The following is a 25985-nucleotide window of genomic DNA, read 5'->3' on the forward strand; positions in this document are numbered from 1 at the left end:
CGTGAAGCGCTATCTGCTGCCCGGCGTGCTGCTGCTGGCGGTGCTCGCCTATCCGCTGCTGGTCGCCGGCTACCCGGTCTACGAGCGGCTGGGCGCGCTGGTGCTGCTGGGGGCGATCGGGGCCTCGGCCTGGAACATCGTCGGCGGCTATGCCGGCCAGGTCTCGGTCGGCCACGCCGTGTTCTTCGGCTTCGGCGCCTATTCGGCGGTGGTGGTCTATACCCATCTCGGCTGGCCGCCGATCGCCGGCGCGCCGCTCGGCATGGTGCTGAGCGTGGCGCTTGCCGCGGTGATCGGCGTGCCGACCCTGCGTCTCTCCGGCCACTATTTCAGCATGGCCACCATCGCTGTCGCCGAGCTCGTACGCGTGCTGAGCTCGACCTCGGAATTCCTCGGCGGTGCGCAGGGTCTCGGCGGGCCGGCCATGCCGCGCACCGTCTTCGATCTCTCCTTCATCTCGGCGACGCCGTTCTACTACATCTTCCTCGGCGTCCTGGCGTTCCTGCTCGGCGTCACGTGGTGGATCGAACGCGGCCGCATGGGCTTCTATCTGCGCGCCATCAAGGATTCGGAACGCGCCGCGCGCTCCCTCGGCGTCTCCTCCGGGCGCTACAAGCTCTATGCCTACATGCTGAGCGGCGCCTTCACGTCGCTCGCCGGCTCGCTCTATCTCTGCATGTTCGGCTTCGTCGATCCCGAATCGGGTTTCGGCATCCTGATCTCGGTGAAGATGGTGGTGATGGCGGCCCTGGGCGGCGCCGGCCAGCTGTTCGGGCCGCTGGTCGGCGCGCTCATCCTGGTGCCGCTCGAAGAGCTGTCGAACAGCTACCTCGGTGGCCGCGGCGCCGGCCTCACCTTCGTGGTCTACGGCGCCATCATCGTGATCATTGCCCGTTTCCTGCCGAGCGGGCTCCTGTCTTTGCTCGAGCGCCGACCCGCAACGCGGCGTTCCTCCGCCAAGTCCGGGATCGCGAGCGGCCATGCTGATTGACGCCCGCAGCGTCACCAAGGCATTCGGCGCCTTCAAGGCGGTCGACGATGCCTCGGTGTCGGTCGAGACGGGCGACATCCTCGGCCTGATCGGCCCCAACGGGGCGGGCAAGTCGACTTTCTTCAACTGCCTGACCGGCGACCTGCCGGTGACCTCGGGCACCGTGACGTTCGACGGTGCCGAGGTGACCCGCCGGCCGCCCGAGGCGCGCGCCGCGCTCGGGCTCGCGCGCACCTTCCAGGTGCCGCTCACCTTCGAATCGATGTCGGTGCTCGACAACGCCACGATCGGCGCCCTGCTGCGTCATCACAACGCCCGCGAGGCGCGCGCCAAGGCGCGCGAGGTGCTGCAGCGGGTCGGGCTCGGCGGCGTGGTCGATGCGCCGGCGCGCAGCCTCGGCACGCCCGGCCGCAAGCGCCTGGAGATCGCCCGCGCGCTGGCTTCCGAACCCAAGGCCCTGCTGCTCGACGAGGCAATGGCCGGGCTGACGCCGGCCGAGGTTCACGAGGCGATCGAGCTGGTGCGGCGCATCCATGGCGGCGGCATCACCATCGTGATTGTCGAGCACATCATGGAAGTCATCGTCTCGCTGGCGCAGCGCGTCGTCGTCTTCCATCAGGGCCGCGAGATCTCGCGCGGCACGCCGCGCGAGGTGACGAGCGATCCCCGGGTGATCGAGGCCTATCTCGGCCGCCGCCGCGTGCGCCACGCGACCGAGCCATGAGCTCCAGGGCGCCTTTGCTGCGCATCGAGCACCTGCAGGTGCGCTACGGCGACCTGATCGGCGTCGCCGACGTGTCGCTCGACGTGCCGGCGGGCTCGGTGGTGGCCCTGTTGGGCTCCAATGGCGCCGGCAAGACGACGACGCTCAATGCCATCGCCGGCATCGTTCCGGTCTCGGCGGGGAGCGTGACCTTCGGCGGCGAGAACATCGCGGGCCTGCCGGCCTTCGCGGTGGTGCGCAAGGGGCTGGCGCTGTCGCCCGAGGGCTGGCGCCTGTTCACCCAGCAGAGCGTCGAGAACAATCTGATGCTGGGCGCGACGCCGCTCGCCGACCGCAGCCGGATCGCGCGCCTGCTGGAGCGTGTCTATTCGGTGTTTCCGCGGCTCGCCGAGCGGCGCAAGCAGCGCGCCGGGACGATGTCGGGCGGCGAGCGCCAGATGCTGGCGGTGGGCCGCGCCCTGATGAGCGATCCCAAGCTGCTGCTGCTCGACGAGCCCAGCCTGGGGCTGGCGCCGGCCATCGTCGATTCGATGTACGACGCGTTCGCCAATCTCCACAAGGACGGCCAGACCATCCTGCTGGCCGAGCAGTCGGTCGATCTGGCCCTGGAAGCGGCCGACCATGCCTATGTCCTGCAGGTCGGGCGCACCGTGCTCGAGGGCCCGGCGCGCGACCTGGCGACCAACCCCGACGTGCAGCGGATCTATCTCGGGGTCTAGTGGCACGCCGTCGCCGGGATGCCCGACCGCGATCGTGACCGTCAGATATGCGGGCATCGGCAGGAGCAAGATCCGGGCTGCTCATGACGCCGTCGCTCAAAAGTTGTAGACTTGCGGCATAACGGGGGAGAACGCCATGCCGATGACCAATCGTCTTTACGCCGAGTTCCTGGGGACTGCCTGGCTGGTGTTGGGAGGGTGCGGCAGCGCTGTCCTGGCGGCGGCGTTTCCCCAGCTCGGCATCGGCTTTGTCGGCGTGTCGCTGGCCTTCGGGCTCACTGTGCTGACCATGGTCTATGCCCTGGGCCCGGTGTCGGGCGGGCACTTCAATCCGGCGGTGACCGTCGGGCTGGCCTTCGGGGGGCGCTTTCCCTGGGGCGAGGTCGTCCAGTACGTCGTCGCCCAGGTGCTGGGCGGGATCGCCGGCGCCGCGATCCTCTATGTCGTCGCGACCGGCAAGGCCGGCGCCGACATTGGCGGCTTCGCGACCAACGGCTATGGCGATCTGTCGCCCGGCAAGTACGGCATGGTGGCGGCACTGGTCATCGAGATCGTCCTGACGTTCGGCTTCGTGACGGTGATCCTGGGCGCCACCGACGACAAGCGCTCCCATCCCGCCGCTGCCGGCCTGGCGATCGGCCTCTGCCTCACCTTGATCCACCTCGTCAGCATCCCGGTGACGAACACGTCGGTGAATCCCGCACGCAGCACGGCACCGGCCCTGTTCGTCGGCGGCGCGGCGCTGTCGCAGCTCTGGCTGTTCTGGGTGGCGCCCCTGGTCGGCGGCGCGCTCGGTGGCCTGGCTTATGGCTTGACGGGACGCCGCGACTGAACAAAGGAGTTTGGACATGAGAATCGCCAAACCCGTCGTCGTTGCCGCTTTCATGATCCTGCTGCCATCGCTTGCCTGGCCGCAGGACATGTCGGTCGATTTCCGGCTTGCCGCAGCCCCGAACAACATCCAAGGCTGCATTGCCGCCGATCCGCAATTCACCCGCGTGCATACCTTCACCCTGAAGGGCGGCCAGGCCGAGCTCATCGCACCCGGCGGCATCCACACCAAGCTGAAGCTGGCGAAGCCGAACGTCTACGAGACCGACTACGAGCTCGGCCGCTTGAACCTGCATCTCGTCGCCGACCTCGCGGCGAGCCCGCCGTCGCTCACCGTCACCGAGAAGAATCTCGGCTGCAAATGGATGGGCGTGAAGCGATAGGTCGGCTGCTGCGCCCGCGCTTTCGCCCGCGCGTGCCATGAAGCCGTTCCGCTGGTCCGTCCCCTTCAGCATCACGATCCTCGCGCTGATGGCGCTGATCCTGGCGCCGCTGGCCGCCGCCTTGCTGTGGCTCGGCTGGCGCTCGGTGAGCTTCGTCGAGCGGCTGAGCGGCGATCAGCGCGTGATCGTTCTCGAGGAGGCGATCGAGCGTTTTGTCTCCAACGGTCTGCGCGGCGTCGTCGCGGTCGGGCAAACGCTGGCCGAGACGCCGATCTTCCGGATCGATCGCGGCGCGGAGGCCGACGACGAGCGTCGCCGCCAGCTCGCCGCGTCGCTGACCCACCATCCGCTGGTCGGCGCGGCCTATGTCGGCTTTCGCGATGGACGCTTTCTGTACGTCGGACGGCCGGAAGCATACTGGGAAATGCCGCGCGCGCCGTTCGAGGATCAGAAGCCGGGCACGGTGCAGGTGCTCACCATCGAGGGAAGCGCGAACGAGCGGCGGGAGACCTGGTGGTTCCAGGAGCCGGATGGATCGCGCAGCAAGACGCGTGTGCAGCCGGCCGGGTACGATCCCCTGAGCCGGCCCTGGTACATCGACACGATGCGTGCCGGCAAGGCGATGCTGACACCCCCCTATCGTTTCGTCCAGTCGGGCAGGTTCGGGGTCTCGGTCGGGGTGCCGCTGGCCGACAACGAGGGGGTCATCGGCTTCGATTTCACCCTGCACGCCCTCTCGGAGTTGCTCAACGCCTACAAGATCACCGAGAACGCCGTGATCATGGTGGGCCACAGCCTGAGCAACGTGGTGGTCCAGTCCGAACCCTGCCCGCCGGGGGCGCAAGGCTGCCTGCGCGGTGACGAGCAGGCCCGAGAAATCCTGCGCCGCACCATCCGCGAGACGATCGAAGAGGATCGCCGCATCGATCGCGAGATCACCATCGATGGAAGTGCCTACCGCCTGATCGTGCACCGCATGGCGCCAGGCTTCGGGCAGCGCTTCATCGTCGCGGCGGCGGTGCCGCAGGCGGAGCTCCTCGCCGCTTCGCGGACGTTGATCGCGCGGGCGGCGATCGCGGCGGCGATCGCGGTCGCCCTTGCCATCGTCGCGGCCCTGGTCGCGTCGTGGCTGGTGTCACGCTCGATCGCGCGCATTGCCGCCAAGACCGAGCAGATTCGCAGCCTCGATTTCTCGGATCGCGTGCCGGTGCGCAGCCACATCACGGAGGTCGCACGCCTGTCGGGTTCAGTCGAACGCATGCGCGAGGGGCTGGAAGTCTTCGGCCGCTACGTGTCGAAAAACCTGGTGCAGCAGGTGATGCGTTCGCCCGAGAGCTCGGGCGTCGGCGGCGTCCGCCGCGACGTCACCGTGATGTTCACCGACATCGAAAGCTTCTCGCTGCTGAGCGAGAGGATGGAGCCCGAGATCCTGACCGACCGCCTGTCGCGCTATTTCGATGCGCTGGGCACCGCCATATCGGCCAACAAGGGAACGATCGACAAGTATATCGGCGACAGCATCATGGCGTTCTGGAACGCGCCGGAGCCCGATCCCGATCATGTCGCCAATGCCTGTCGCGCCGCTCTCCAGGCTGCCGCCGCCAGCAACCGGCTGCGGGAAAAGTGGGCGGCGCGCGGCCGCCCGACCTTCCGCACCCGCTTCGGCCTCCATACCGGCCGGGCGGTGGTCGGCAATGTCGGCGCGCGCGAGCGCATCAACTACACGCTGGTCGGTCCGGTCGCCAATCAGGCGTCGCGGATGGAAGGGCTCAACAAGGTCTACGGCACCGAGATCCTGGCGAGCGGCGAGGTCGTGCAATTGACCGCCGATCGCTTCCTGTGGCGGCATATCGACCGGATCGTCGCCGCCGGCACGACCGAGGCGCACGAGATCTACGAGCCGCTCGGCGAGATCGACGAGAGCGGTCGCCATTGCGAATTCCTGGCGCGATGGCACCGCGGCCATGCCGCCTACGATGCCGGACGCTTCGAGGCGGCGCTGGCGGGATTTCGCGCCGCCGCAGAGCTCCGACCGGATGACGGCCCCACCAGGGTCTTCATCGCGCGCTGCGAGGCGTTTATGCGCGACGGCCCGCCTCGCGATTGGGACGGAACCTGGCACTTCGACCGCAAGTAGCCAGGCTCAGTAGCGTACGGTGACTCCGAGCGTGACGAAGCGCGTGCTGGTGTGGTCGAAGTAGGTGCCGACCAGCAGGTCGAAGTCGAACGGCTCGCGCCCCCAGATGGTTGGCGTGAATCGCAGCCCCACCTGGGAGCCGACGAGTCCGCCCTGGGTGCGACCGAACCCCTCGAGCATCAGTTGCAGGCCGCCGCCGACATTGGCCTCGACCTGGGCGCCATAGAAGGCGGCGTGAGGGACGTCCGATTGCAGATAGCTCCAGCCCCCATTGAAATTGAGCCGGACCCTTTCGTTGAGCTGGTAGGTCACCAGTGCCAGAAGCTGGGCATAGCCCAGATCGCCGGTCCGCATGTTGACGCCGGCATTGAGGCCGAGGCCGATGCCCAGCCCGGTCTTCTCGACCGACTGGAAATTGACCTTCATCGCCGGCCCGAGCAACGGCCCGGCGATGAACTGGTCCCAGTAATGCTGGTAGGCGGCGCCGATTTCCAGCCAGGGCATCTTCAAGGTGGTACAGGCTGGCGCCAGGTTGAAGTAACCATCTCCCGGAATGAAGCGGGTGGCCCAAGTTTCCAGATGGCAGACGCCCGGCGTCTCGACCTCGGCGTCGTCGACGATGTGGGGACCGCCCGCCGCCAGAGCACCGAAGGTAGTCCAAACAACGAGAAGGCAGAGGAGGGCAAAAAGACGAAGCTGTGTCACGTCGGCTCTACAATCGGCGCGTCGTGTTACAGGCTTCGGACAAGACGACCGCCTTCGGCAGATCTGGAAGTTCCAAGTCTCAGGCCTTCATCAGGGTTCTGACATGCGTCGACACCGATTCGGCCAGTGCCTCCAGGTCATAGCCGCCTTCGAGCATGGAGACGAGCCGTCCGCCCGCTCGCCGATCGGCGAGCGCCAGCAGCTCCTCGGTCAGCCAGACGAAGTCCTCGGTCTCGACCTCGAGCTGGGCCAGAGGATCGGCGGCATGGGCGTCGAAGCCCGCCGAGACGATGACGAGATCCGGTGAGAACCGGTCGAGCGCCGGCAGGATGCGGTCGTGCCAGGCGGCGCGGAACAGGCTGCCGCCGGAGCCGGGGGACAGCGGCACGTTGACGACGTTGTTGGCGATCCCGGTTTCGCTCGCAAAGCCGGTTCCAGGATACAGCGGATACTGATGCGAGGACGCATAGAACAGCGACGGATCGGGCTCGACGACGGCCTGCGTTCCCTGGCCGTGATGGACGTCGAAATCGACGATGGCGACGCGCTCCGCGCCGTAGCGGGCCTGGGCATGGCGGGCGCCGATGGCGACGCTGTTGAACAGGCAGAAGCCGCCGGGAACATCCGGTGAGGCGTGATGGCCCGGCGGGCGGACCGCGGCGAAGGCCGTGCGTACCCGGCCGGTCATCACCGCATCGACGCCGGCGATGGCGGCGCCGGCGGCATGCAGCACGGCCTGGGCGCTGCCGCCGCTCATGACGGTGTCGCCGTCGACCTGGACGCGCTCGCCAGGACCCGGGCGGATGCGCAGGATCGCCTCGACGTAGTCGTCGGGGTGAACACGGGTCAATTCTTCGCGCGAGGCGACGGGCGCCTGAAGGCGCGGCTGGCCCGCAAAGTCGGCGTCGTCCAGGGCCGCCGCGATGGCGCGCAGTCGGTCCGGCCGTTCAGGGTGATAGGGCCCGGTGTCGTGCTCGAGGAAAGATGGATGGCTGATCAGCAGGGTCGCCATGGCTCCTCGCCTAGAATTTGACCATCAGACGGCCGCTGAAGAAGTGCGCCGGTCCGCGCACTGCATTGTAGGCCGGGTTGCCGATGAACTGGTAGTCGGCGGTCGCATAGACCCCCTTGGCGAGCTGCAGGGAGTAGTAGGCCTCGGCGACGACCTCCGTCGCATAGGTGAGCGCCCCGTCGCCTGCCGTGAGCCCCAACCCGCCATTCGCCAGGAAGCTGGCATGTCCCGCCGACACGCCGTTCAGCGCCCCGGCAATGCCGACCGTGTCGTCCGGCCGGCCCCAGGCGCTGCCCTTGATCGACAGGCCCGCCGAGAAGCTGGTGTCGATGTCGGTGAAGGCCAGGATCTCGCTGCGGCCGTCGTTCCAGCTGAACCGGGCGAAGGCGCCGACGTCGTCGGTCAGCTCCTGGTCGATGCTGACGTAGAAGCCCCATTTGGTGCGGGCCTGGCGGGTGAGCGGGATGGTGTCGTTTGCGCTGAGCCCGGGATACTGCGGGATCAGGGCAACGGCATCCGAGTAGGAACCGGCCCAGGCGCGGGTCGCCCACAGGCCGAGCCGCGTCGTGCCCTTGCGATCGAACGGCTGGTAGCGCACCTCCAGCTCGCCGACGACTCCGCTGCGATTGACGATGTCGAGGTCGTAGACGTTGGTGTCGGGCTGGTTGGCGACCAGGAAGTAGCCGGCCCGCAGCGCCCAGCTCGGCTGGTTCAGCTCGGCGGTCACGCCCCAGCTGAAGCCGACGCTGTCGGCCGGATAGTCGAACGCAGCGCCGCTCCAGATCGACCAGTTGAGGAAGTCCACCCGCGGGTCGTTGGCGTAGGCGTTGTTGTCGAAAAAATCCTGCACGGCGTACTTGCCGGCGTAGATCGAGATGCGCGAGATGTCGCGCTCGCCCGACAACTGCATCTGATCGCTTTCGACCTTCTCGCGTTCGCCGCCCATCCCGAAGGTCTGGGCGAGGTAGAGGCGCGAGGTGTTGTAGCGCGGGTATGGGAACGCGCGCTGCGCCTCGCCGTTGGGAAAGCCGCCGGCGCCGGTGGTCAGGGCAACCCCGTAGCCCTGCAGCAGCTCGGGATTGTAGTAGAGCTCGCCGCCTTTCCACAGCCGCACGCCGATGAAGGCCGAGGTGCCCCAGGTCTCGCGGCTCTGGCCGACGGCGGGAAGGCTGTTCGGGCCGTCGTAGGGTGCGCGGATCGCCGGATAGCCCTGGTAGACGAACACGCTCTGGCCGTGGACCTCGAATGTCCCCGGGCCGCGATCGTCGGCTTTCTTGTCGTCCTCCTCGGGTTGGCCGAAGCGATAGTTCATGCCGAAGCGGATGCGCTGCAGATCGTACTGCGAATCGTAGCGCGACGGCGCCGATGCGAAGTTGAAGCCGGTCCAGCCAAGCTTTGTGTAGAGGTACTCGGCGCGTACCGACCAGCGCGGGTCGATGCGATAGTCGATACCGGCGCCCAGGGCGTATCCCAGGCGGATGTTGGACGGGTTGCCGTCCTCGTTGCCGGTGGTGAGATCGATGCGCGAGAAGCGCGTGCTCGCCCAGGCGATGCCGCCCGTCAGGTAAGGGGTGAAACGCCCGAAATCGTAGCCGACCTGGCCGCGCAGCGTGGCCAGCCATTCGTATTCCTCGCTGACATAGCCCGAGCTGGTGGCGCGGTAGGACAGGACCTTCGAGGCGTCCTCGTAATTGGGGAACGAGAAATCGAGCTCGATGCCCAGCATCAGGCGCGCCGGCGTCACGTATTCCCAGCCGCCCTGGACGCCGCCGAACAAGGCGCCGTAGGGGTTGGTGCCGCCCGCCACCGCCGAGCCGATCGGATCGTCGAGGGTGGCGGTCGCGGTGCCGAACATCAGGCCGACATGGGCGCCGGCGTAGAACGACCCGCCGGTCCGCTGCTTCTCCTCCTCCGCTCCAGCCTGCAGGACGGGTTGGAATACCGCCAGCATCGAGGCGATGGCGATGCCGAGTCTCCGCGCCCCCCATGCTCCCAAATCAGACGCTCCATGCTGCTGCCCGATGCCTGCAACCGGGCATTTCCATTTGCTTTTCCTTTACCTTGAGAGGCGTCGCAAAGCGACGATAAGATGCCTGTCTGTCGTCTGAAGTGAGGTCACATGTTGCGTTCGCTCGTCGTTGCCGCCCTGTCCTTGGGAGCAACCGAGGGATTTGCCCAGGAAACCAGCTTTCTGCTGATCAATGGCACCAGCTACCCGATCAGCCAGATGTCGATATCGCCGACCGACCTGGGCTTCTGGACCCCCAACGTGCTGCAGGGGCCGCCCGTCGCGGCCGGCGCGCGTCGCCAGGTGACGTTCAATGCCCCGACGACCTACTGCCAGGCCGATATGCGGATCGGGTTCGCCGACGGCGGCGCGCCGGCGGTATGGGGAAACCTGAACATCTGCACGCTGAGCAAGATCAAGCTGCTCTACGATCGCATGAGCGGCGTGACGACGGCGAGCTACGACGAGTAGGGCACTGCGACGGGAAAGCGTTTACGGCGCAAGCGTCGGGCTCGGGATGACAATATTGCCGAACGTGCCTATCTCCTGAATTGAAGCGGTTCCTGCGACGGGAACACGGATAGCGAAGAGCACCATGGCAAACGATACCGGACTGCCCTTCCTGCACGAGACGCCGGCACCGGGGGCGCTGCCACTCGGCGGCGAGCCGCTCGGCCTGCCGTTCGACAACAGCTATGCCCGCCTGCCCGACCGCTTCTACGCGCGCCTGGCGCCGACCCCGGTCGACGCGCCACGTCTGGTGAAGCTCAACCTTGGCCTCGCCGAGGAACTCGGCCTCGATGCCGTGGCCCTGTCGTCCGAGGAGGGCGTCGCCACGCTGGCCGGCAACCGGATCGCCACCGGATCGGATCCGATCGCGCTCGCCTATGCCGGGCACCAGTTCGGCAACTTCGTGCCGCAGCTCGGCGATGGCCGCGCCATCCTGCTGGGCGAGGTCGTGGACCGGGAGGGCCGGCGGCGCGACATCCAGCTCAAGGGCTCGGGACCGACGCCGTTCTCGCGTCGTGGCGACGGGCGGGCGGCCGTCGGGCCGGTGCTGCGCGAGTACATCGTCAGCGAGGCGATGGCGGCGCTCGGCATTCCGACCACGCGCTCGCTCGCCGCCGTGCTGACCGGCGAGCCGGTGTATCGCGAGACCGCGCTGCCCGGCGCGGTGCTGACCCGCGTGGCGTCGAGCCATATCCGGGTCGGCACGTTCCAGTTCTTCGCCGCGCGCGAGGATGTCGAGGCGTTGCGACTGCTCGCCGATCACGTCATCGACCGCCACTATCCCGACGCAAGCGGCGAGGCCCAGCCCTATCGCGCCCTGTTCGAGCGCGTGATCGCCCGCCAGGCCGAGCTGGTGGCGAGATGGATGCTGGTCGGGTTCATCCACGGCGTCATGAATACCGACAATTGCTCGATCGCCGGCGAGACGATCGACTACGGGCCGTGTGCGTTCATGGACCATTACGATCCCAAGACCGTGTTCAGCTCGATCGATCACGGCGGCCGTTATGCCTATGCCAATCAGCCGCGCATCGCCCATTGGAACCTGGCGCGCTTCGGCGAGACGCTGCTGCCGCTGATCGCGGACGATGCCGAGGCCGCGCTGGCGATCGCCAACGAATCGCTGGGCAGCTATGAGCGACTGTACGGCGAGGCCCTGATGTCGGGCATGCGCCGCAAGATCGGCCTGTTCACGGCGGAGGAGGGCGACGCGGCCCTCATCCAGGACCTGCTGAACGCCATGGCGGAAAGCGAAGCGGATTTCACGCTGACCTTCCGCCGCCTCGATCCCGAGCTCGACATTTCCGCCCGTGCGCTGTTCTCGAAACCCGAGTCCTATGACGCGTGGGCGCCGCGCTGGCGCGAACGGCTGGCGCATGAGCCGCAGGATGCGGCGACGCGGCGCCAGACGATGCGCTCGGTGAACCCCGCCTACATCCCACGCAATCACCGCGTTGAGGCCGCCCTGGCGGCCGCGATCGAGGAGGATTATGCGCCGTTCGAGGAGCTGCTGTTGGTGCTGGCGCGGCCGTTCGAGGACCGTCCCGAATATGCCGCCTACGCCGAGCCGCCCGCTGCCGAGCAGCGTGTGTGTCAGACGTTCTGCGGCACCTAGAACGTGATTGGTTTATGTGGAACCGGCTCGGTTTTCATTCTGTCATCCTGAGCGCAGCGAAGGATCTCATCGCCAGAAGTTTCAAAGTGCTCCCGTTGTAGGCGGCGATGAGGTCCTTCGCTGCGCTCAGGACGGCAGAAGGTCGAACGTGACCTAGGGGACGGCGTTACAAGTCCTGAAGCGCTGACGCGAGGCGGGCGAATCCCTCGTCGTTTGCCGGCAGGCCGAACCGCAACAAGGTCGGCCGATCGGCGAAGCGCCTGACGTGAATGCCGTGCCGGGCGAGAGCGTCGGCTACCCGTGACGCCTCGCCATGCTCGGCAAGCCTGAATAGGATCGTTCCGCCCAGGACCCTGCAGCCGGCTGCCTTCAGCAGCGTGTCGAGCCTTTCACTATGCGTCGACAGACGCCGGCCGGCTGCGTCCAGCCAGGCATCGTCCGCCAGGGCCTGCCGGCCGATCTCCAGGGCGGGACCGGATACGGCCCAGGGCCCGAGCGCGCCGCGCAGCCGCTGCACCAGTGTCGGCGCGGCAATGGCGAAGCCCAGGCGCACTCCCGCCAGACCATAGGTCTTGCCGAATGAACGCAAGATGACCGCGTTGCCCGGCAGCGCGCCAGCCAGGCTGGCCTGCGCCGGCAGGAAGTCGACGAAGGCCTCGTCGACGACCAGCAGGGCCGCTTTGACGGCGCGCAGGGCGTCGGCGGGAACGAGCCGGCCCGTGGGGTTGTCGGGATTGACGAGCACCACCACGTCGGCGCCTTCCGTGGCGGCGAGGTCGGCAACAACAGAAACCTCGTGGCCCTCGCGGCGCCAGCACAGCGCATGCTCGGCGTATGTGCGACCCAAGATGGCAACCCTGGATCTCGGCTGCAGGCGCGGCAGGAGCTGGATCAGCGCCTGGGTGCCGGGGGCGGCGACGATGGTGGCGCCGCTGCCGACGCGATAACGCCGCGCCGCGGCAGCGAGCAGCGCCTCTTCGGCCGCACGCGAGGGCAGGCGTGACCAGCCTTCCGCCGGCAGGATGCCGATGGGGTAGGGGACCGGGTTGATCCCGGTCGACAGGTCGATCCAGGGGCGAGGCGCCTGGGGATATCGATGGCCCAGCGCCTCGAGATCGCCGCCGTGCTCGATCGGTTTTTCCGCCGCCGCCGTCATGATAGGCACGTCTGCCATGTTCGCCGAGCTCGCCCTCATTGCCGTCGCGACCGAAGCGATCATCGGTTATCCGGACGCGGTCTATCGACTGGTCGGTCACCCGGTGACCTGGATCGGGCGGCTCATAACATGGTGCGACCAGGCATGGAATTCGCCCCACCGATTCGACGACCAGCGCCGTGGACGAGGCGTGCTTGTTCTCCTGCTCCTGATCGCCGTGGCCGTGGTCGCAGGCCTCGTGATCACACACCTCGTCGACCAGATCTTGCCGTCGTCGTCGGCGTTGCTGGTCTGCGGCGTGCTCGCCAGCAGCCTGCTCGCCCAGCGCAGCCTCGACACGCACGTGCTCGCCGTCGCGACGGCTCTTGAACAAGGCGGCCTGGAGGCGGGCAGGCAGGCGGTGTCTCATATCGTCGGCCGTGACACCCGATCGCTCGACGAGGCCGCGGTGTGCCGCGCGGCGATCGAGAGCCTGGCCGAGAATTTTTCCGATGGCGTTGTCGCGCCGCTGTTCTGGATGGTGGTCGGCGGGCTGCCGGGCGCGCTGGCCTACAAGGCGATCAACACCGCCGACAGCATGATCGGGCACAAGTCCGAGCGCTACCTTGCCTTCGGCTGGGCGTCGGCGCGATGCGACGATCTCGTCAATCTGCCGGCGTCCCGCCTGTCGGCCCTGTGGCTGGCGCTTGCCGCCGCGCTGCTCGGCCTGTCGCCGCGCGCGGCACTGGCGACGGTGTGGCGCGATTCGGCACACCACAGGTCGCCCAACGCCGGCTGGCCGGAAGCGGCGATGGCCGGCGCTTTGACCATCCGTCTCTCCGGCCCGCGCATGTACCACGGCGTGCCCGTGCAGGAGCCTTGGGTGGGCGAGGGGACCAGCGATCTGACGGCGCAGCACATCCGCGCGGCGTTGATGCTCTATCGTGTCGCGTGCGGTCTGCAGATCGCGGTGCTCGTCGCGCTGATGATCAGCCTGGAAGGGTGATTCTGGGCGGGCGCGCCAGCGCGAGCAGCCGGTCGCAATCGATGGCGCGCTCGAGATGGTCGGCCAGCAGATCGAGAGTGGCGTCGATTGCCGGCTCGTAGGCGAGATTGGACGCCTGAACGCCGATGCGCTGCAGCCAGTGGCGGCGCTGACGGTCATCCGTCATCAGCCCGTGGATGTAACAGCCCGAGATGTGGCCATCGGCGCTGCTGATGCCGTCCAAGCGTCCGTCGGCAAACCTGAGCAGGGAGCGATCGCCTTCCGGGCTCGGGTCGTGCGTCGTTCGCCCGACATGCATTTCGTAGCCCTTGAACGGCACCGCGCCGGCGACCGTCTCGCCCGCAGTCTCGATCAGGATCTTGTCGCCTTCGAGCACCGTGTCGATGTCGAGCAGGCCGAGGCCGTCGACCGTTGCCGGCGGGCCCTCGATGCCGCCGGGGTCGGCGATCGTGCGGCCGAGCATCTGGTAGCCGCCGCAGATGCCCAGCACATGACCGCCGCGGCGCAGATGCGCCGCCAAGTCGATGTCCCAGCCGGCCTGCCGCAGGGACGCAAGGTCGGCGATGGTCGCCTTCGATCCGGGCAGGATGACCAGCATGGCATCGCCCGGGATGGCCTCGCCGGGTCGCAGGAACGCCAGGTCGACGGTCGGCTCCAGGCGCAGCGGATCGAAATCGTCGAAGTTGGCGATGCGCGGGTAGGCGAGGATGGCGATCCGCACGCGGTCCCCGCCAGCGGGCGCGCTGCGCCCGGGAATCCCGAGGGCGTCTTCGGCCGGCAACCGGCCCGCGTCCTCGAAGAACGGCACTAGCCCCAAGGCATGCCAGCCGGTGTGCCGGGCGATCGTCTTCATGCCGTCGTCGAACAGCGTGGGATCGCCGCGGAAGCGATTGACGATGAAGCCCACGATCATGGCTGCATCGGCCGGATCGATCACGGCCTTGGTTCCCACCAGGCTCGCGATCACGCCACCGCGGTCGATGTCGCCCAGCAGCACGACCGGGACGTCGGCGGCGCGGGCAAAACCCATGTTGGCGATATCGGAAGCGCGCAGGTTGACCTCCGAGGCCGAGCCGGCGCCTTCGACCAGGACCAGGTCGGCGGTGGCGGCCAGCCGGGCGAAGCTGTCGAGCACCGCCTCGAGCAGCCGGGGCTTCATCGACTGGTACTCGCGCGCCTTGGCGTTGCCCACGACCTTGCCCTGCACGACGACCTGGGCGCCGATCTCGCTCTGGGGCTTCAGCAGCACGGGGTTCATGTGGACGCTCGGCGGGACGCGAGCGGCGCGCGCCTGCAACGCCTGGGCACGGCCGATCTCGCCGCCGTCCGCCGTCACCGCGGCATTGTTCGACATGTTCTGCGGCTTGAACGGCCGGACACTGAGGCCGCATCGGGTGAAGGCGCGCGCGAGACCGGCGACGATCAGCGACTTGCCGACATCGGAGCCTGTGCCCTGGATCATGAGGGCGCGGGCGGCCATCAGAACTCGATGCCTTCCTGGGCTTTCACGCCTGACGCGAAATGGTGCTTCACCAAGGTCATCTCGGTGACGAGATCGGCGGCCTCGATGAGCTCGGGCTTGGCGTTGCGACCGGTGACGACGATGTGCTGGTCGGGCCGGCGCGCCTTCAAGGCCGCGACCACCTCGCCGATCGCGAGATGGTCGTAGCGCAACGCGATGTTGAGCTCGTCGAGCACGATCAGCCGGATGGCGGGATTGGCCATGAGCTCGCGCGCCTTCGCCCAGGCACGCTGCGCCGCCTCGACGTCGCGATTGCGATCCTGGGTCTCCCAGGTGAATCCTTCACCCAGCGTGTGCCATTCGACCTGATCGCCGCCCAGGCGCTCGATGGCGGTCCGCTCCCCCGTCTGCCAGGCGCCCTTGCCGAACTGTACGACGCCGCACTTGAGGCCGCGCCCGATGGCGCGCACCAGCAGGCCCCAGGCTGCCGTCGATTTGCCCTTGCCCTTGCCGGTATGGACGATCAGCAGGCCCTTCTGCACGGTCTTGCTCGCGACCTCTGCGTCCTGGATCGCCTTGCGGTTGGCCATCTTCGCCTTGTGACGGGCGGTGTCGTCGGTTTCAGCGGCCATCGTCGCCTGCCTTCCAGTTCGGGGGCCGCACAATGGGCGGCCGAACCGCGACCAGCAAGCCAGTTGACGGGGCTTCGTCGGGGCCCCTATCAAGCAACCGACGGTGCCCCTCACGGGGATCAAAAGGGAACGCGGTGCGATCACACTCCGCGGCTGCCCCCGCAACTGTAGTCGGCAAGCCAAGGGCCAGAATACCACTGGGAAACCGGGAAGGTGGCCGGCGGCGAGGACCCGAGAGCCAGGAAACCTGCCGTCGCATCGCCGTTCCGAGCCGCTGCGCGGGGAGTCGCAGAGGTCAGGCAAACCCGGGGCCGTTGCGGCATCGGGCTCCGTCGGGCGGCATTGAGTCGGGTCTTGCTGGATCCGCGACGACGGAGGAAGCCATGATGTCTTCGATTGCCAGGCTCGGGGCTTGCGCCGGGATCGCCACCTTGTCGATGCAGACTCCCGCCTTCGCCCATCACGTCATGGGCGGCAAGCTGCCCCAGACCTTCCTGCAATGCTTTCTGTCGGGGCTCGGTCATCCCGTGATCGGCATCGATCATCTCGCCGCCATCGTCGGCGCCGGCCTTCTGGCGGCGCTCGCCCGGCGCGGCGCCGCGCCGCTGCTCGCCTTCAGCGCCGCCCTGGTCGCTGGCGTCGGCGTGCATCTCGCGGGCGCCGACGTCCCCGTCAGCGAGCTGCTGGTCGGCCTCTCGACCATTGCGATCGGCGTGCTGGTCGTGTTGCGTCAGTCGATGAGTTCAGCCGCAGCCGCGGCCCTGTTCGCCATCGTCGGTCTCCTGCATGGCTATGCGCTGGGCGAATCGATTGTCGGCGCCGAGCCGGCGCCGTTGGTCGCCTATCTTGCCGGCCTGCTGGTCATCCAGACCGCCATCGCGTTCGCAGCCTACGCGTTGCTCGTGCGCCTGCCGGCGCGCGCCATGGCGATGACCATCGCCGGCCTCGTGATGGTGCTGGCCGGCGGGATGACGGCGGCGGTCGCGACCGGCCTGATCGGCTGAGCATCCGTGGCATCCTCCACGCTCCATGTCTGCGTCACCTGCCGCAGCGAGACGACCGCGCCTGACGCGGAGCGGCCTGGAGCGCGCCTTCTCGCGGCCATCGAACGGCGGCCTGTATCCGAGCGCGCCGGCGTGACCGTCGTCGGCGTCGCCTGCCTGTCCAACTGCCAGCGCGGTTGCAGTGCTGCCGTGACAGGCGCGGACAAATGGACCTACGTCATCGGCGGTCTCGATCCCGATCTTCATGCCGGGGACATCCTCGAATTCGCGCGCCAGCATCACGCCCACGAGCAGGGCCTGCCGGTATGGCGCGAGCGGCCTGACCACATCCGAAAGAACACGATCGCGCGGGTGCCACCGCTGCAGCGGCACAAGGAGCAGACATGAGCATCGCCAAGGTCCCCTGCACCATCGTCACCGGCTTCCTGGGGGCCGGCAAGACGACGCTCGTGCGTCACGTGCTGGAGAATGCCGACGGACGGCGGCTTGCCGTGATCGTCAACGAGTTCGGCGACGTCGGCATCGATGGCGAGATCCTCAAGAGCTGCGGCATCGAAAGCTGCCCGGAGGATGCGATCGTCGAGCTGGCCAACGGCTGCATCTGCTGCACCGTCGCCGACGATTTCGTGCCGGCGCTGAAGGGCCTGCTCGACCGGCCGTCGCCGCCCGAGCACATCGTCATCGAGACGTCGGGTCTGGCGCTGCCCAAGCCGCTGGTGAAGGCGTTCAACTGGCCCGAAATAGCCTCGCGCGTCACCGTCGACGGCGTGGTCGCCGTGGTCGATGGCGCGGCGGTGGCGGCCGGCCGCTTCGCCGACGATCCCGCGGCGATCGCGCGCCAGCGCGTCGAGGATTCCTCGCTCGATCACGACAACCCGCTCGAGGAGGTGTTCGAGGACCAGATCCTGTGCGCCGACCTGGTGATCCTGAACAAGGCCGACCTGATGTCGGCCGACGATGTCGCCAGCGTGACTGGCCAGATCGGCAAGACGCTGCCGCGTGCGGTCAAGGTCGTCGAGGCCGAGAACGGCGAGGTGCCGATCACCGTTCTGCTGGGTCTGGGCGCCAAGGCCGAGTCCGACCTGGCGAGCCGGCCGTCGCATCACGAGCTCGAGGGTGAGCACGACCACGATGATTTCGACACCTTCATCATCGACCTGCCCGCCTTCGCCTCGCCGCAGGCCCTGGTCGATCGCATGGTGACGGCAGCCGAGCAGCACGACATCCTGCGCATGAAGGGCTTCGTCGATATCGCCGGCAAGCCGATGCGGCTGCTGGTGCAGGGAGTCGGCGCGCGCATCCAGCACCAGTTCGATCGCAAATGGTCGGCCGGCGAGGCGCGGCAGGGCCGGTTGGTGGTGATCGGCGAGCAGGGCTTCGATCGCGACGCCATCCGCGCCTTGATCGCTGGCTAGCGCGGGACCGGAAGGCACGCGGCATGCACGTCCTCGCGACCGAGCTCGCGACGCTGGAGGAGGCAGAGGTCGCGGTCGATCTCGGCCAGTCGCCGGCCGACATGGTGGTGCTGTCCTTCTCCGACAGCGACCTGTCGGCTCTGGCGGCCGGCTGGCAGCAGGATTCCGACCGGCTGCCGACCCTGCGCCTGGCCAGCCTGAAGCGGCTCAAGCATCCGATGTCGGTCGATCTCTATGTCGACAACGTCGTGTCGCGCGCCCGGATCGTGATCGTGCGCTGCCTGGGCGGGCTCGACTACTGGCGCTACGGCCTGGAGCGCCTTGCCGACACGGCGCGCGAGAAGGGCCTGCTGTTCGCGGCGCTGCCTGGTGACGACCGTGACGATCCCCGGCTGGCTGGCGTCTCGACCCTTGCCGGCCAGCATCTCGCCCGCCTGGATGGCTTCTTCCGCGAAGGTGGCGTCGAGAATCTGCGCCAGGCGCTGCGCTATGCGGCAGGCTTGATCGGCTGCGACCTGCCGTGGGTGCCGCCAGATCCGGTCGGGCCTGTCTCCGTCATCGGCGAGCTGCGCACGGATCGGCCGGTGGCGCTGGTCGTGCTCTACCGGGCCAATCTCGTGGCGGCCGATACCGCGCCGCTCACCAGCCTGATGGAGGCGCTGGATCGCCAGGGTCTGGCGCCGCTCGGCGTGGCGGTGAGCAGCCTCAAGGATCCTCCGGTGGTGTCGGCGCTCGGCGCGCTGATCGCCCGTCACCGGCCGGCAATCGTGCTCAACACGACGGCCTTCTCGGCGCTGCGCGAGGATGACACGACCGTGCTCGATGCCGCCGATGTCCCTGTCCTGCAGGTCGTGCTGTCGGGCAGCGAGCGCGACGCCTGGCAGGCCTCGCCGCGCGGCCTCTCGCCTTCTGATCTCGCCATGAACGTCGTGCTGCCGGAGCTCGACGGCCGGCTCCTGACGCGGGCGATCTCGTTCAAGGCCGCGGCGCCCGCTGATCCGCGACTGGAGTTCGCCAGCGTCCGCCACGAGCCTGACCCCGACCGAATCGATTATGTCGCCCGCCTTGCGGCGGCCTGGGTACGGCTCGGCCGCACGTCGCGACGTGAACGTCGCCTTGCTCTCGTCCTGTCCGACTATCCGGCGCGCGGCGGACGGACGGGCTACGCGGTCGGCCTCGACACCGCCGCCAGCGCCGCCGAGATCCTCGATCACTTGCGTCGTGAAGGGTACGACACGGGTGATCGTGAGTGGCGGACGGGTGATGTCGAACGACTTCTTCAGGGCAATGCCGAGTCGATCGCGATCGCCATGGCTGACTATTGCCGCTGGCTCGAGTCGCTGCCCGGTTCCCTTCAGCAGTCCCTGCAGGAGACGTGGGGTGCACCCCAGGGTGAGGCGTTCAGGGTGCCGGTGCTTCGCTGCGGCAAGGTGCTGGTGCTGCTCCAGCCCGACCGCGGCATGGGCGACGATCGCAAGGCGGGCTACCACGACGTCGAGCGTCCGCCGAGCCATGCCTATCTCGCGCTCTACACCTGGTTGCGCGAAGTATCGCGGATCGATGCGATGATCCATCTCGGCACGCATGGCACGCTGGAATGGCTGCCCGGCAAGGCGCTGGCGCTGTCCGGCGACTGCTGGCCGGAGGTGGTGCTGGGCGCGGTGCCGGTCATCTATCCCTTCATCGTCAACAATCCGGGCGAGGCGGTGCAGGCCAAGCGACGGCTATCCGCCGTCACCCTGGGCCATCTGACCCCGCCTCTCAGCGCGGCCGGCCTGCACGGGCCGCTCGCCGAGCTCGAGGGCATCATCGAGGAGTATGCGGCGGCCGACGGGCTCGATCGCCGCAGGTTGAGCCATCTCGAGGACGAGATCGTCGAGCGCGCCCGGGCGAGCGGTCTCGCCGGCGAGTGCGGCCTCGTCGAGGGTGAGCCCAATCGTCAGGCGATCGCCAAGCTCGACGCCCAGCTCTGCGACATCAAGGAGCTCAGCATCCGCGACGGCTTGCACGTCTTCGGCCGTGATCCCGACGAGGCGACGATCCGTACGCTTGCGTTGGCGACAGGGAACGAGGCCGCCATCCGTGCCTCCGCCGGTTGCGAGCGCGCGGCATTGGTGGCCGCCCTCGATGGGCGTCGCGTGGCCCCTGGGCCGGCCGGCGCGCCGACCCGCGGCCGCGCCGACGTGCTGCCGACCGGGCGCAATCTCACCTCGATCGATCCGCGCGCCATCCCGACGCGCACCGCGGCGGCGATCGGCGTGCGCGCCGCCGACGAGGTCGTGCGCCGCTATCTGCAGGATCATGGCGAGCCGCCGCGCGCCCTGGTGCTCGATCTGTGGGCGTCGGCGTCGCTGCGGACCGGCGGCGACGATCTCGCCCAGGCGCTGCACTATCTCGGCGTCCGCCCGACCTGGGACAAGGCGTCCAATCGGGTCACTGGTATCGAGATCCTGCCGCTGGCAACGCTCGACCGGCCGCGCATCGACGTGACGTTGCGCATCTCCGGTCTGTTCCGCGACATCTTCGAAGCGCAGATCGCCCTGTTCGACATGGCGGTGCGGCGCGTCGCCGAGCTCGATGAGCCGCCCGAGGACAATCCGCTGGCCAAGGCGCGGCAGCGCGGCGCCGATCTGTCGCGCGTGTTCGGTGGGGCGCCCGGCAGTTACGGCGCGCGCGCCGCCGATGTGGCGCTCGACGGCGATTGGCGCACCCGCGATGAGCTGGGGCAGGTCTATCTCGCCAACGTCACGCATGCCTACGGCGGTGCGGAGGCGATTCGTGCGGCGGGGAAGGGCTTCCGCGATCGCGTGTCGGCGGCCGACGTGCTGGTCCATCCTCAGGACGATCGCGAGCGCGACTTGCTGGACGGCGACGGCGTCGCCGATTTCGCCGGCGGCTTTGCCGCGGCGGCTGCCCTGCTCGGCAATGAGCCGGAACTCTATCATCTCGACACCAGCCAGACCGAGGCGCCCAGGGCGCGCCGGCTGGCCGAGGAGATCGCGCGCGTGGTGCGCGGCCGGCTGACCAATCCGCGCTGGATCGTCGGCATGTTGGCGCACGGCCATCGTGGCGTTGCCGAGATCGCGCAGGGCGTCGATTCGCTCTACGCCTTTGCCGCCACGGCCAACGCGGTTCCGGGCCCGTTGTTCGATGCGACGCATGCCGCCTTGATCGCCGACGACGTGGTGCGCGAGGCGATGATCGAGAAGAACCCCGCCGCCGCCGCGGCGATCGCCGCGCGCCTGCGCGACGCCCTTGCGCGCGGGCTGTGGCAGACGCGGCGCAACTCGGTCGAGCGCGAGCTCGACCTCGTGATTGCGGCAGGGCGCTCGTGAGCACGCCGGCCATCGCCGTGAAGGGCTGGTGCCCCGGCGCTCTGCAGCCCATGCCGAGCGGCGACGGCCTGATCGTGCGCATCAGGCCGTTCTGCGGCGCGCTTTCGCTCGACCAGGCGGGCGGCCTGGCCGATCTCGCCGGGCGCCTGGGCAATGGCCATATCGATCTCACGCGCCGTGCCAACCTGCAGATCCGCGGCCTTGCCGAACCAGATCTGCCGGCGCTGCACGAGCGGCTGGGCGCGCTCGACCTGATCGACCGCGACGCCGAGACCGAGGCGACGCGCAACCTCATGGTCGGCCCGCTCGCCGGCCTGGACGAGGCGACCGTCGACGTGCGTCCTCTGGCGCGCGCGATCTTGCAGCAGCTCATCCGCGATCCACGGCTGCGCCTGCTGTCACCCAAGTTCGGACTGCTGGTCGACGGCGGCGGCCCCCTGTCGATCGCCGGCGAACGTGCCGACGTCGCGCTGCTGGTGCTGAATGAGACCACCGTTGCCTTGGGCATCGACACGGCCGAAGGCACACGCTGGCTCGGTGTTGTGCCGATCGAATCGGCGCCGCCGGTTGCCATCGCGGCGCTCCACGGCTTCCTCGACGCCGCCGGTGGACGTGGGCGAATGAGGACGCTGCCTCTTGAGGCGACGACGATCGCCATTCAACAGCGAGTCCGCGCCGAAGGCGCGCGTTTCACAGCTGGCGAACAAGAAGGAAAGGTCCCGCGTTGCGCTCGAGATGACAAGAGGTGCGTTCGCGAAGACAAGAGGAGCGCTCGGGATGACAGTCTTGTCGTCGCCCCGAGTCTCGCTGTCATCCCGAGCGCAGCGAGGGACCCTTCGACTGCACACCCACAAGCAAAGCAAGGAATTATTGGAAAGGTAATCGGAGTCGCAGCTCCGTTTGGACGCCTGGAAGCACCGCAACTGGCTGGCCTCGTCACACTCGCCGCTGACTCCGGCGCTGTCGACATCCGCCTGTCACCCTGGCGTACGCTCTATTTCGGCGCCTGCGGCCACGTGGCGGCGCGCTCGGCTGTCGCCGGCGCGCAAGCGCTCGGCCTGATCGTCGATCCGAACGATCCCCTTCTCAGGATCGATGCCTGCCCTGGCGCACCCGATTGCGAGTCGAGCAGTGTCCCGACGCGGCGCGATGCACGAGCGCTGGCGATGCTTGCGGCAGATCATGGCTACACCGGCCTCATCCATGTTTCCGGCTGTGCCAAGGGATGCGCGCGTTCGGATACTTCCGATCTCGTGCTGGTCGGCGATGGCGGCGAATACGGCGTGGCCCACAAGGCTACGGCGCGCGATGCCGCAGAGCGCCGCGTCTCGCCACAAGAGCTTGCGGAGCTGTTCGCGGAGGCGCGCCGTGGCTGATCCGCGCGCTTATGTTCGTGACGGTGCCGAGATCTATCGTCGCTCGTTCGCCATCATCCGCGCCGAGGCCGATCTGGCGCGCTTCACTGCGGCGGAGGAGCGTGTCGTCGTTCGCCTCATCCACGCCTGCGGCATGACGGACATCACGGGCGACGTCGTGATGTCGGCGGACTTCGCGGCGCGTGCGCGTGCCGCACTGGTCGATGGCGCGCCGATCCTGTGCGATTCCAAGATGGTGGCCAACGGCATCACACGCGCGCGCCTGCCGGCCGGCAACGAGGTGGTCTGCACGCTCGATGATCCCTCGGTGCGCGACCTCGCGCACAGGATTGGCAATACGCGAACGGCTGCTGCGCTGGAACTGTGGCGCGATCGCCTGAAAGGGGCTGTCGTGGCAATCGGCAATGCGCCGACGGCGCTGTTCCGGCTGCTCGAGTTGATCGACCAGGGCGCCCCGATGCCGGCGGCCGTGATCGGGCTGCCGGTCGGCTTTGTCGGCGCGGTCGAATCGAAGGAGGCGCTGGCCGCCGATGGCCGGCTGCCGTTCCTGATCGTGCGCGGCCGCAAGGGCGGCAGCGCGATGGCGGTGGCCGCCGTCAACGCGCTGGCCAGCGAGCAGGAATGACCGCGCTCGAGACGCTGGCGGGCACCGCGACGGCGGGCACGCTCTATGGCATCGGCGTCGGACCAGGCGACGTGCGCTACCTCACCCTGCGCGCCGCCGGCCTAGTCGGTGCTGTCGACGTGGTCGCGTACTTCGCCAAGAAGGGACGCGTCGGCAATGCCCGCCGCATTGTCGCGCCGCTGCTTGTCGAAGGCCGCGACGAGCGCCGGTTCGAGTATCCCCTGACCGACGAGGTGCTAGCCGACAGCACCCGGTACCAGTCGAGCATGGGCGAATTCTATCGCGACATGGCCGGGCAGCTCGCCGGTCTGTTGCGCCAGGGCCGGTCGGTCGGGCTGCTGGCCGAGGGCGATCCGTTCTTCTATGGCTCGTTCATGCATATGTGGTGGCGTCTCGCACCCGATTTCCCGGTCGAGGTGGTGCCCGGCGTCACCGGCATGTCGGGCTGCTGGACGCGCGCCAACCTGCCGATCACCTGGGGCAACGACACGCTCGCCGTGCTGCCGGGCACGTTGGACGAGGAACGCCTCGTCGAGCGCCTGCGCCTCAGCGATGCCGCCGTGATCATGAAGGTCGGCCGCAATCTCGCGAAGGTGCGGCGCGCGGTGGACGCGGCTGGCCTGCTGTCGCGCGCGGTCTATGTCGAGCGCGGCACCATGCAGGACGAGCGCATTGTGCCGCTCGCCGAATGCACGGCGGCGACCGGCGCCTACTTCGCCATGGTGCTGATCGCCGGGCAGGGGAGGCGGCTGTGACCGGCTCGCTGATCGTGGTCGGCACCGGCCCCGGCAAGGCCGAGCTGATGACGCCTGCCACCAAGGCCGCGATCGCCGGCGCCACCGATCTCGTGGGCTACGGACCCTATCTCGATCGCGTGCCGGTGTGCGCGACCCAGCAGCGGCATGCGTCGGACAATCGTGTCGAGCTGGAACGGGCACGGCTGGCCCTGTCGCTGGCTGCATCAGGCCGGCAGGTGGTCGTCGTGTCGGGTGGCGATCCCGGCGTCTTCGCCATGGCGGCGGCGGTATTCGAGGCGGTAGAGAGCGGAGAGCCGGCGTGGCGCGATCTCGACATCAGGATCGAGCCCGGCGTCACCGCCATGCTGGCCGCGGCGGCCGAGGTCGGCGCGCCTCTCGGCGGGGACTTCTGCGCCATCTCGCTGTCCGACAATCTCAAATCCTGGGCCACCGTCGAGCGCCGCCTGAAGGCGGCGGCCGAAGCCGATTTCGTGGTCGCGCTCTACAATCCGGCATCGAAGGCGCGTCCGCACCAGCTCGGCCGTGCCTTCGAGCTTCTGCGGATATGCAAGGACCAGGAGACGCCGGTGCTGTTCGTGCGCGCGGCCGGCAGTGCCGAGGCGCGGGTCGTGGTGGCGACTCTCGGCAGCGCCGATCCGGCGATTGCCGACATGCGCACCCTGGTGATCGTCGGCGCCAGCACGACGCGTCGAGTCGGGCGCTGGATCTACACGCCGCGCCGCGAGGAAGAACGCACGTGAGCCAGCCAATCCACCGCTTCTTCGGCGCTGGTGACGATGTGGCCGACAGGCTTGTCGGGCCGCGCGATCATGACGACCGGCAGGGCGAGCGCGCGCGCCGCCGCGATCTTGGGGTAGGTGGCCTCGCCGCCCGAGTTCTTCGACACGATGACCTCGATCCGCTCGTCGACCAGCAGGCGTCCCTCGGCCTCGAGGTCGAACGGGCCGCGCTGGTGCAGCAGGACCAGGTCGGCTGGCAGCTCGGCTTGCTGCGGCGTCTCGATCAGGCGCGCGATGTAGTGGTGCTGCGGCGCCGTGGCAAATACATGCAGATCCTGCCGGCCGAGACTGAGGAACACGCGGCGCGGCGCATCGCCGAGCCGGAGGGCGGCGTCGTGTGTCGAGACGACCTCGTGCCAGCGATCGCCCTCCTGGCACTGCCAGGGCGGCCGGACCAGCGACGCCAGGGCGACGCCGGCTGCGGCGCTCGCGGCAACCGCATGGGCCGAGATCTGCGCCGCATAGGGGTGCGTGGCGTCGATCACTGCGTCGACCCCGTGGTCGCGCAGGTAGCGCACCTGCCCGTCGATGCCGCCGAAACCACCGACCCGAGTCGCGATGGGTTGCGCCCGTGGCGCCGACGTGCGGCCGGCGAGCGACAGCGTCGTCTCGAAGCGCGAATCGTCCGCCAGCAGCCGGGCCAGCGCCGAGGCCTCCGTCGTGCCGCCGAGGATCAGAACGCGCATGGCCGTGAGCTTAGGGCTTGGGATGAGATCGGCGATACGGACAATCTGTCATCCCGAGAGTCCGTGACCTTATTGAGCGAGGTCGTCTTTCCTCGTCATCCTGAGCGCAGCGAAGGATCTCATCGCCAGAAGTTACA

At 68.5% G+C, this 25985-nt stretch carries 24 protein-coding genes and 1 riboswitch; of the genes, 17 read left to right on the top strand and 7 right to left on the bottom strand.

The features are described 5' to 3' along the window. Position 1: 1 nt before the first annotated feature. The 6 genes from ACILR9_RS14740 to ACILR9_RS14765 all read left to right on the top strand — a co-directional run bounded on the left by ACILR9_RS14740 (position 2) and on the right by ACILR9_RS14765 (position 5785). Positions 2–991 (top strand): branched-chain amino acid ABC transporter permease, encoded by a 990-nt coding sequence (locus ACILR9_RS14740; RefSeq protein ID WP_395710695.1) that lies wholly within the window; start codon positions 2–4, stop codon positions 989–991. Beyond that, positions 981–1715 (top strand): ABC transporter ATP-binding protein, encoded by a 735-nt coding sequence (locus ACILR9_RS14745; RefSeq protein ID WP_395710696.1) that lies wholly within the window; start codon positions 981–983, stop codon positions 1713–1715. Before ACILR9_RS14740 ends, ACILR9_RS14745 begins: the two co-directional genes overlap by 11 nt. Beyond that, complete coding sequence (locus ACILR9_RS14750) at positions 1712–2434, top strand: ABC transporter ATP-binding protein (RefSeq protein WP_395710697.1); 723 nt, start codon at positions 1712–1714, stop codon at positions 2432–2434. The genes ACILR9_RS14745 and ACILR9_RS14750 overlap by 4 nt, the downstream gene beginning before the upstream one ends. Positions 2435–2576: 142 nt before the next feature. After that, positions 2577–3266 (top strand): aquaporin Z, encoded by a 690-nt coding sequence (aqpZ, locus tag ACILR9_RS14755; protein WP_395710698.1) that lies wholly within the window; start codon positions 2577–2579, stop codon positions 3264–3266. Between the two features lie 16 nt (positions 3267–3282). After that, positions 3283–3648 carry a hypothetical protein gene (locus tag ACILR9_RS14760; protein ID WP_395710699.1) on the top strand — a complete coding sequence of 122 codons (366 nt, stop codon included), beginning with the start codon at positions 3283–3285 and terminating at the stop codon, positions 3646–3648. Between the two features lie 37 nt (positions 3649–3685). After that, positions 3686–5785 (top strand): adenylate/guanylate cyclase domain-containing protein, encoded by a 2100-nt coding sequence (locus ACILR9_RS14765; RefSeq protein ID WP_395710700.1) that lies wholly within the window; start codon positions 3686–3688, stop codon positions 5783–5785. Positions 5786–5791: 6 nt separating this feature from the next. Here ACILR9_RS14765 and ACILR9_RS14770 read toward each other — a convergent pair whose 3' ends face one another. From ACILR9_RS14770 to ACILR9_RS14780, 3 genes are all read right to left on the bottom strand, one after another. Beyond that, complete coding sequence (locus ACILR9_RS14770; protein ID WP_395710701.1) at positions 5792–6490, bottom strand: hypothetical protein; 699 nt, start codon at positions 6488–6490, stop codon at positions 5792–5794. A gap of 79 nt (positions 6491–6569) precedes the next feature. Further along, positions 6570–7502 carry a histone deacetylase family protein gene (locus ACILR9_RS14775; RefSeq protein WP_395710702.1) on the bottom strand — a complete coding sequence of 311 codons (933 nt, stop codon included), beginning with the start codon at positions 7500–7502 and terminating at the stop codon, positions 6570–6572. 10 nt (positions 7503–7512) lie between these two features. Then, positions 7513–9498, bottom strand: a complete 1986-nt coding sequence (locus ACILR9_RS14780) for a carbohydrate porin (RefSeq protein ID WP_395710703.1) — start codon at positions 9496–9498, stop codon at positions 7513–7515. A 123-nt stretch (positions 9499–9621) separates the two neighbouring features. Between ACILR9_RS14780 and ACILR9_RS14785 the strand changes: the two genes are divergently transcribed. Both ACILR9_RS14785 and ACILR9_RS14790 read left to right on the top strand, forming a co-directional pair. Beyond that, positions 9622–9981: a hypothetical protein gene (locus tag ACILR9_RS14785; RefSeq protein ID WP_395710704.1), complete on the top strand. Its 360-nt coding sequence runs from the start codon at positions 9622–9624 to the stop codon at positions 9979–9981. A gap of 124 nt (positions 9982–10105) precedes the next feature. Further along, positions 10106–11635 (top strand): YdiU family protein, encoded by a 1530-nt coding sequence (locus ACILR9_RS14790; RefSeq protein WP_395710705.1) that lies wholly within the window; start codon positions 10106–10108, stop codon positions 11633–11635. Positions 11636–11801: 166 nt separating this feature from the next. Here the strand turns inward: ACILR9_RS14790 and cobD are convergent, their stop codons facing one another. Then, entirely contained in the window at positions 11802–12809 is a 1008-nt protein-coding gene (gene cobD / locus ACILR9_RS14795) for a threonine-phosphate decarboxylase CobD (protein WP_395710706.1), read from the bottom strand. Between cobD and cbiB the strand changes: the two genes are divergently transcribed. After that, on the top strand, positions 12808–13776 hold the full coding sequence (cbiB, locus tag ACILR9_RS14800) for an adenosylcobinamide-phosphate synthase CbiB (RefSeq protein WP_395710707.1): 969 nt from the start codon (positions 12808–12810) through the stop codon (positions 13774–13776). The two genes, cobD and cbiB, sit on opposite strands and share 2 nt — an antisense overlap. On the opposite strand, the gene ACILR9_RS14805 is transcribed toward cbiB, so the two are convergent. Both ACILR9_RS14805 and cobO read right to left on the bottom strand, forming a co-directional pair. After that, positions 13760–15256, bottom strand: a complete 1497-nt coding sequence (locus ACILR9_RS14805) for a cobyric acid synthase (protein WP_395710708.1) — start codon at positions 15254–15256, stop codon at positions 13760–13762. The genes cbiB and ACILR9_RS14805 overlap by 17 nt on opposite strands. Next, positions 15256–15870, bottom strand: coding sequence for a cob(I)yrinic acid a,c-diamide adenosyltransferase (gene cobO / locus ACILR9_RS14810; protein ID WP_395710709.1), 615 nt, complete (start codon positions 15868–15870; stop codon positions 15256–15258). The genes ACILR9_RS14805 and cobO overlap by 1 nt, the downstream gene beginning before the upstream one ends. A gap of 84 nt (positions 15871–15954) precedes the next feature. Continuing rightward, positions 15955–16140: riboswitch (cobalamin riboswitch) on the top strand. A gap of 113 nt (positions 16141–16253) precedes the next feature. Between cobO and ACILR9_RS14815 the strand changes: the two genes are divergently transcribed. The 8 genes from ACILR9_RS14815 to cobJ are packed head-to-tail and all read left to right on the top strand — an operon-like array spanning position 16254 to position 25123. After that, positions 16254–16874: a HupE/UreJ family protein gene (locus ACILR9_RS14815; RefSeq protein ID WP_395710710.1), complete on the top strand. Its 621-nt coding sequence runs from the start codon at positions 16254–16256 to the stop codon at positions 16872–16874. A gap of 6 nt (positions 16875–16880) precedes the next feature. Next, positions 16881–17261 (top strand): DUF1636 family protein, encoded by a 381-nt coding sequence (locus tag ACILR9_RS14820; protein WP_395710711.1) that lies wholly within the window; start codon positions 16881–16883, stop codon positions 17259–17261. Further along, a complete protein-coding gene (gene cobW, locus ACILR9_RS14825; protein ID WP_395710712.1) occupies positions 17258–18289 on the top strand; it encodes a cobalamin biosynthesis protein CobW in 1032 nt (343 codons plus the stop codon). Before ACILR9_RS14820 ends, cobW begins: the two co-directional genes overlap by 4 nt. Before the next feature lie 23 nt (positions 18290–18312). Then, complete coding sequence (gene cobN, locus ACILR9_RS14830) at positions 18313–21624, top strand: cobaltochelatase subunit CobN (protein WP_395710713.1); 3312 nt, start codon at positions 18313–18315, stop codon at positions 21622–21624. Beyond that, positions 21621–23000 carry a precorrin-3B synthase gene (cobG, locus tag ACILR9_RS14835; protein ID WP_395710714.1) on the top strand — a complete coding sequence of 460 codons (1380 nt, stop codon included), beginning with the start codon at positions 21621–21623 and terminating at the stop codon, positions 22998–23000. The genes cobN and cobG overlap by 4 nt, the downstream gene beginning before the upstream one ends. After that, complete coding sequence (locus tag ACILR9_RS14840; RefSeq protein WP_395710715.1) at positions 22993–23625, top strand: precorrin-8X methylmutase; 633 nt, start codon at positions 22993–22995, stop codon at positions 23623–23625. Before cobG ends, ACILR9_RS14840 begins: the two co-directional genes overlap by 8 nt. Beyond that, on the top strand, positions 23622–24380 hold the full coding sequence (locus ACILR9_RS14845; RefSeq protein ID WP_395710716.1) for a precorrin-2 C(20)-methyltransferase: 759 nt from the start codon (positions 23622–23624) through the stop codon (positions 24378–24380). The genes ACILR9_RS14840 and ACILR9_RS14845 overlap by 4 nt, the downstream gene beginning before the upstream one ends. Further along, a complete protein-coding gene (gene cobJ, locus ACILR9_RS14850; RefSeq protein ID WP_395710717.1) occupies positions 24377–25123 on the top strand; it encodes a precorrin-3B C(17)-methyltransferase in 747 nt (248 codons plus the stop codon). Before ACILR9_RS14845 ends, cobJ begins: the two co-directional genes overlap by 4 nt. Here the strand turns inward: cobJ and ACILR9_RS14855 are convergent. Then, positions 25090–25848, bottom strand: a complete 759-nt coding sequence (locus tag ACILR9_RS14855) for a cobalt-precorrin-6A reductase (protein WP_395710718.1) — start codon at positions 25846–25848, stop codon at positions 25090–25092. The two genes, cobJ and ACILR9_RS14855, sit on opposite strands and share 34 nt — an antisense overlap. Between the last annotated feature and the right edge of the window lie 137 nt (positions 25849–25985).

The organism is Reyranella sp. (assembly GCF_044224635.1).
Taxonomy (GTDB): Bacteria; Pseudomonadota; Alphaproteobacteria; order Reyranellales; family Reyranellaceae; genus Reyranella.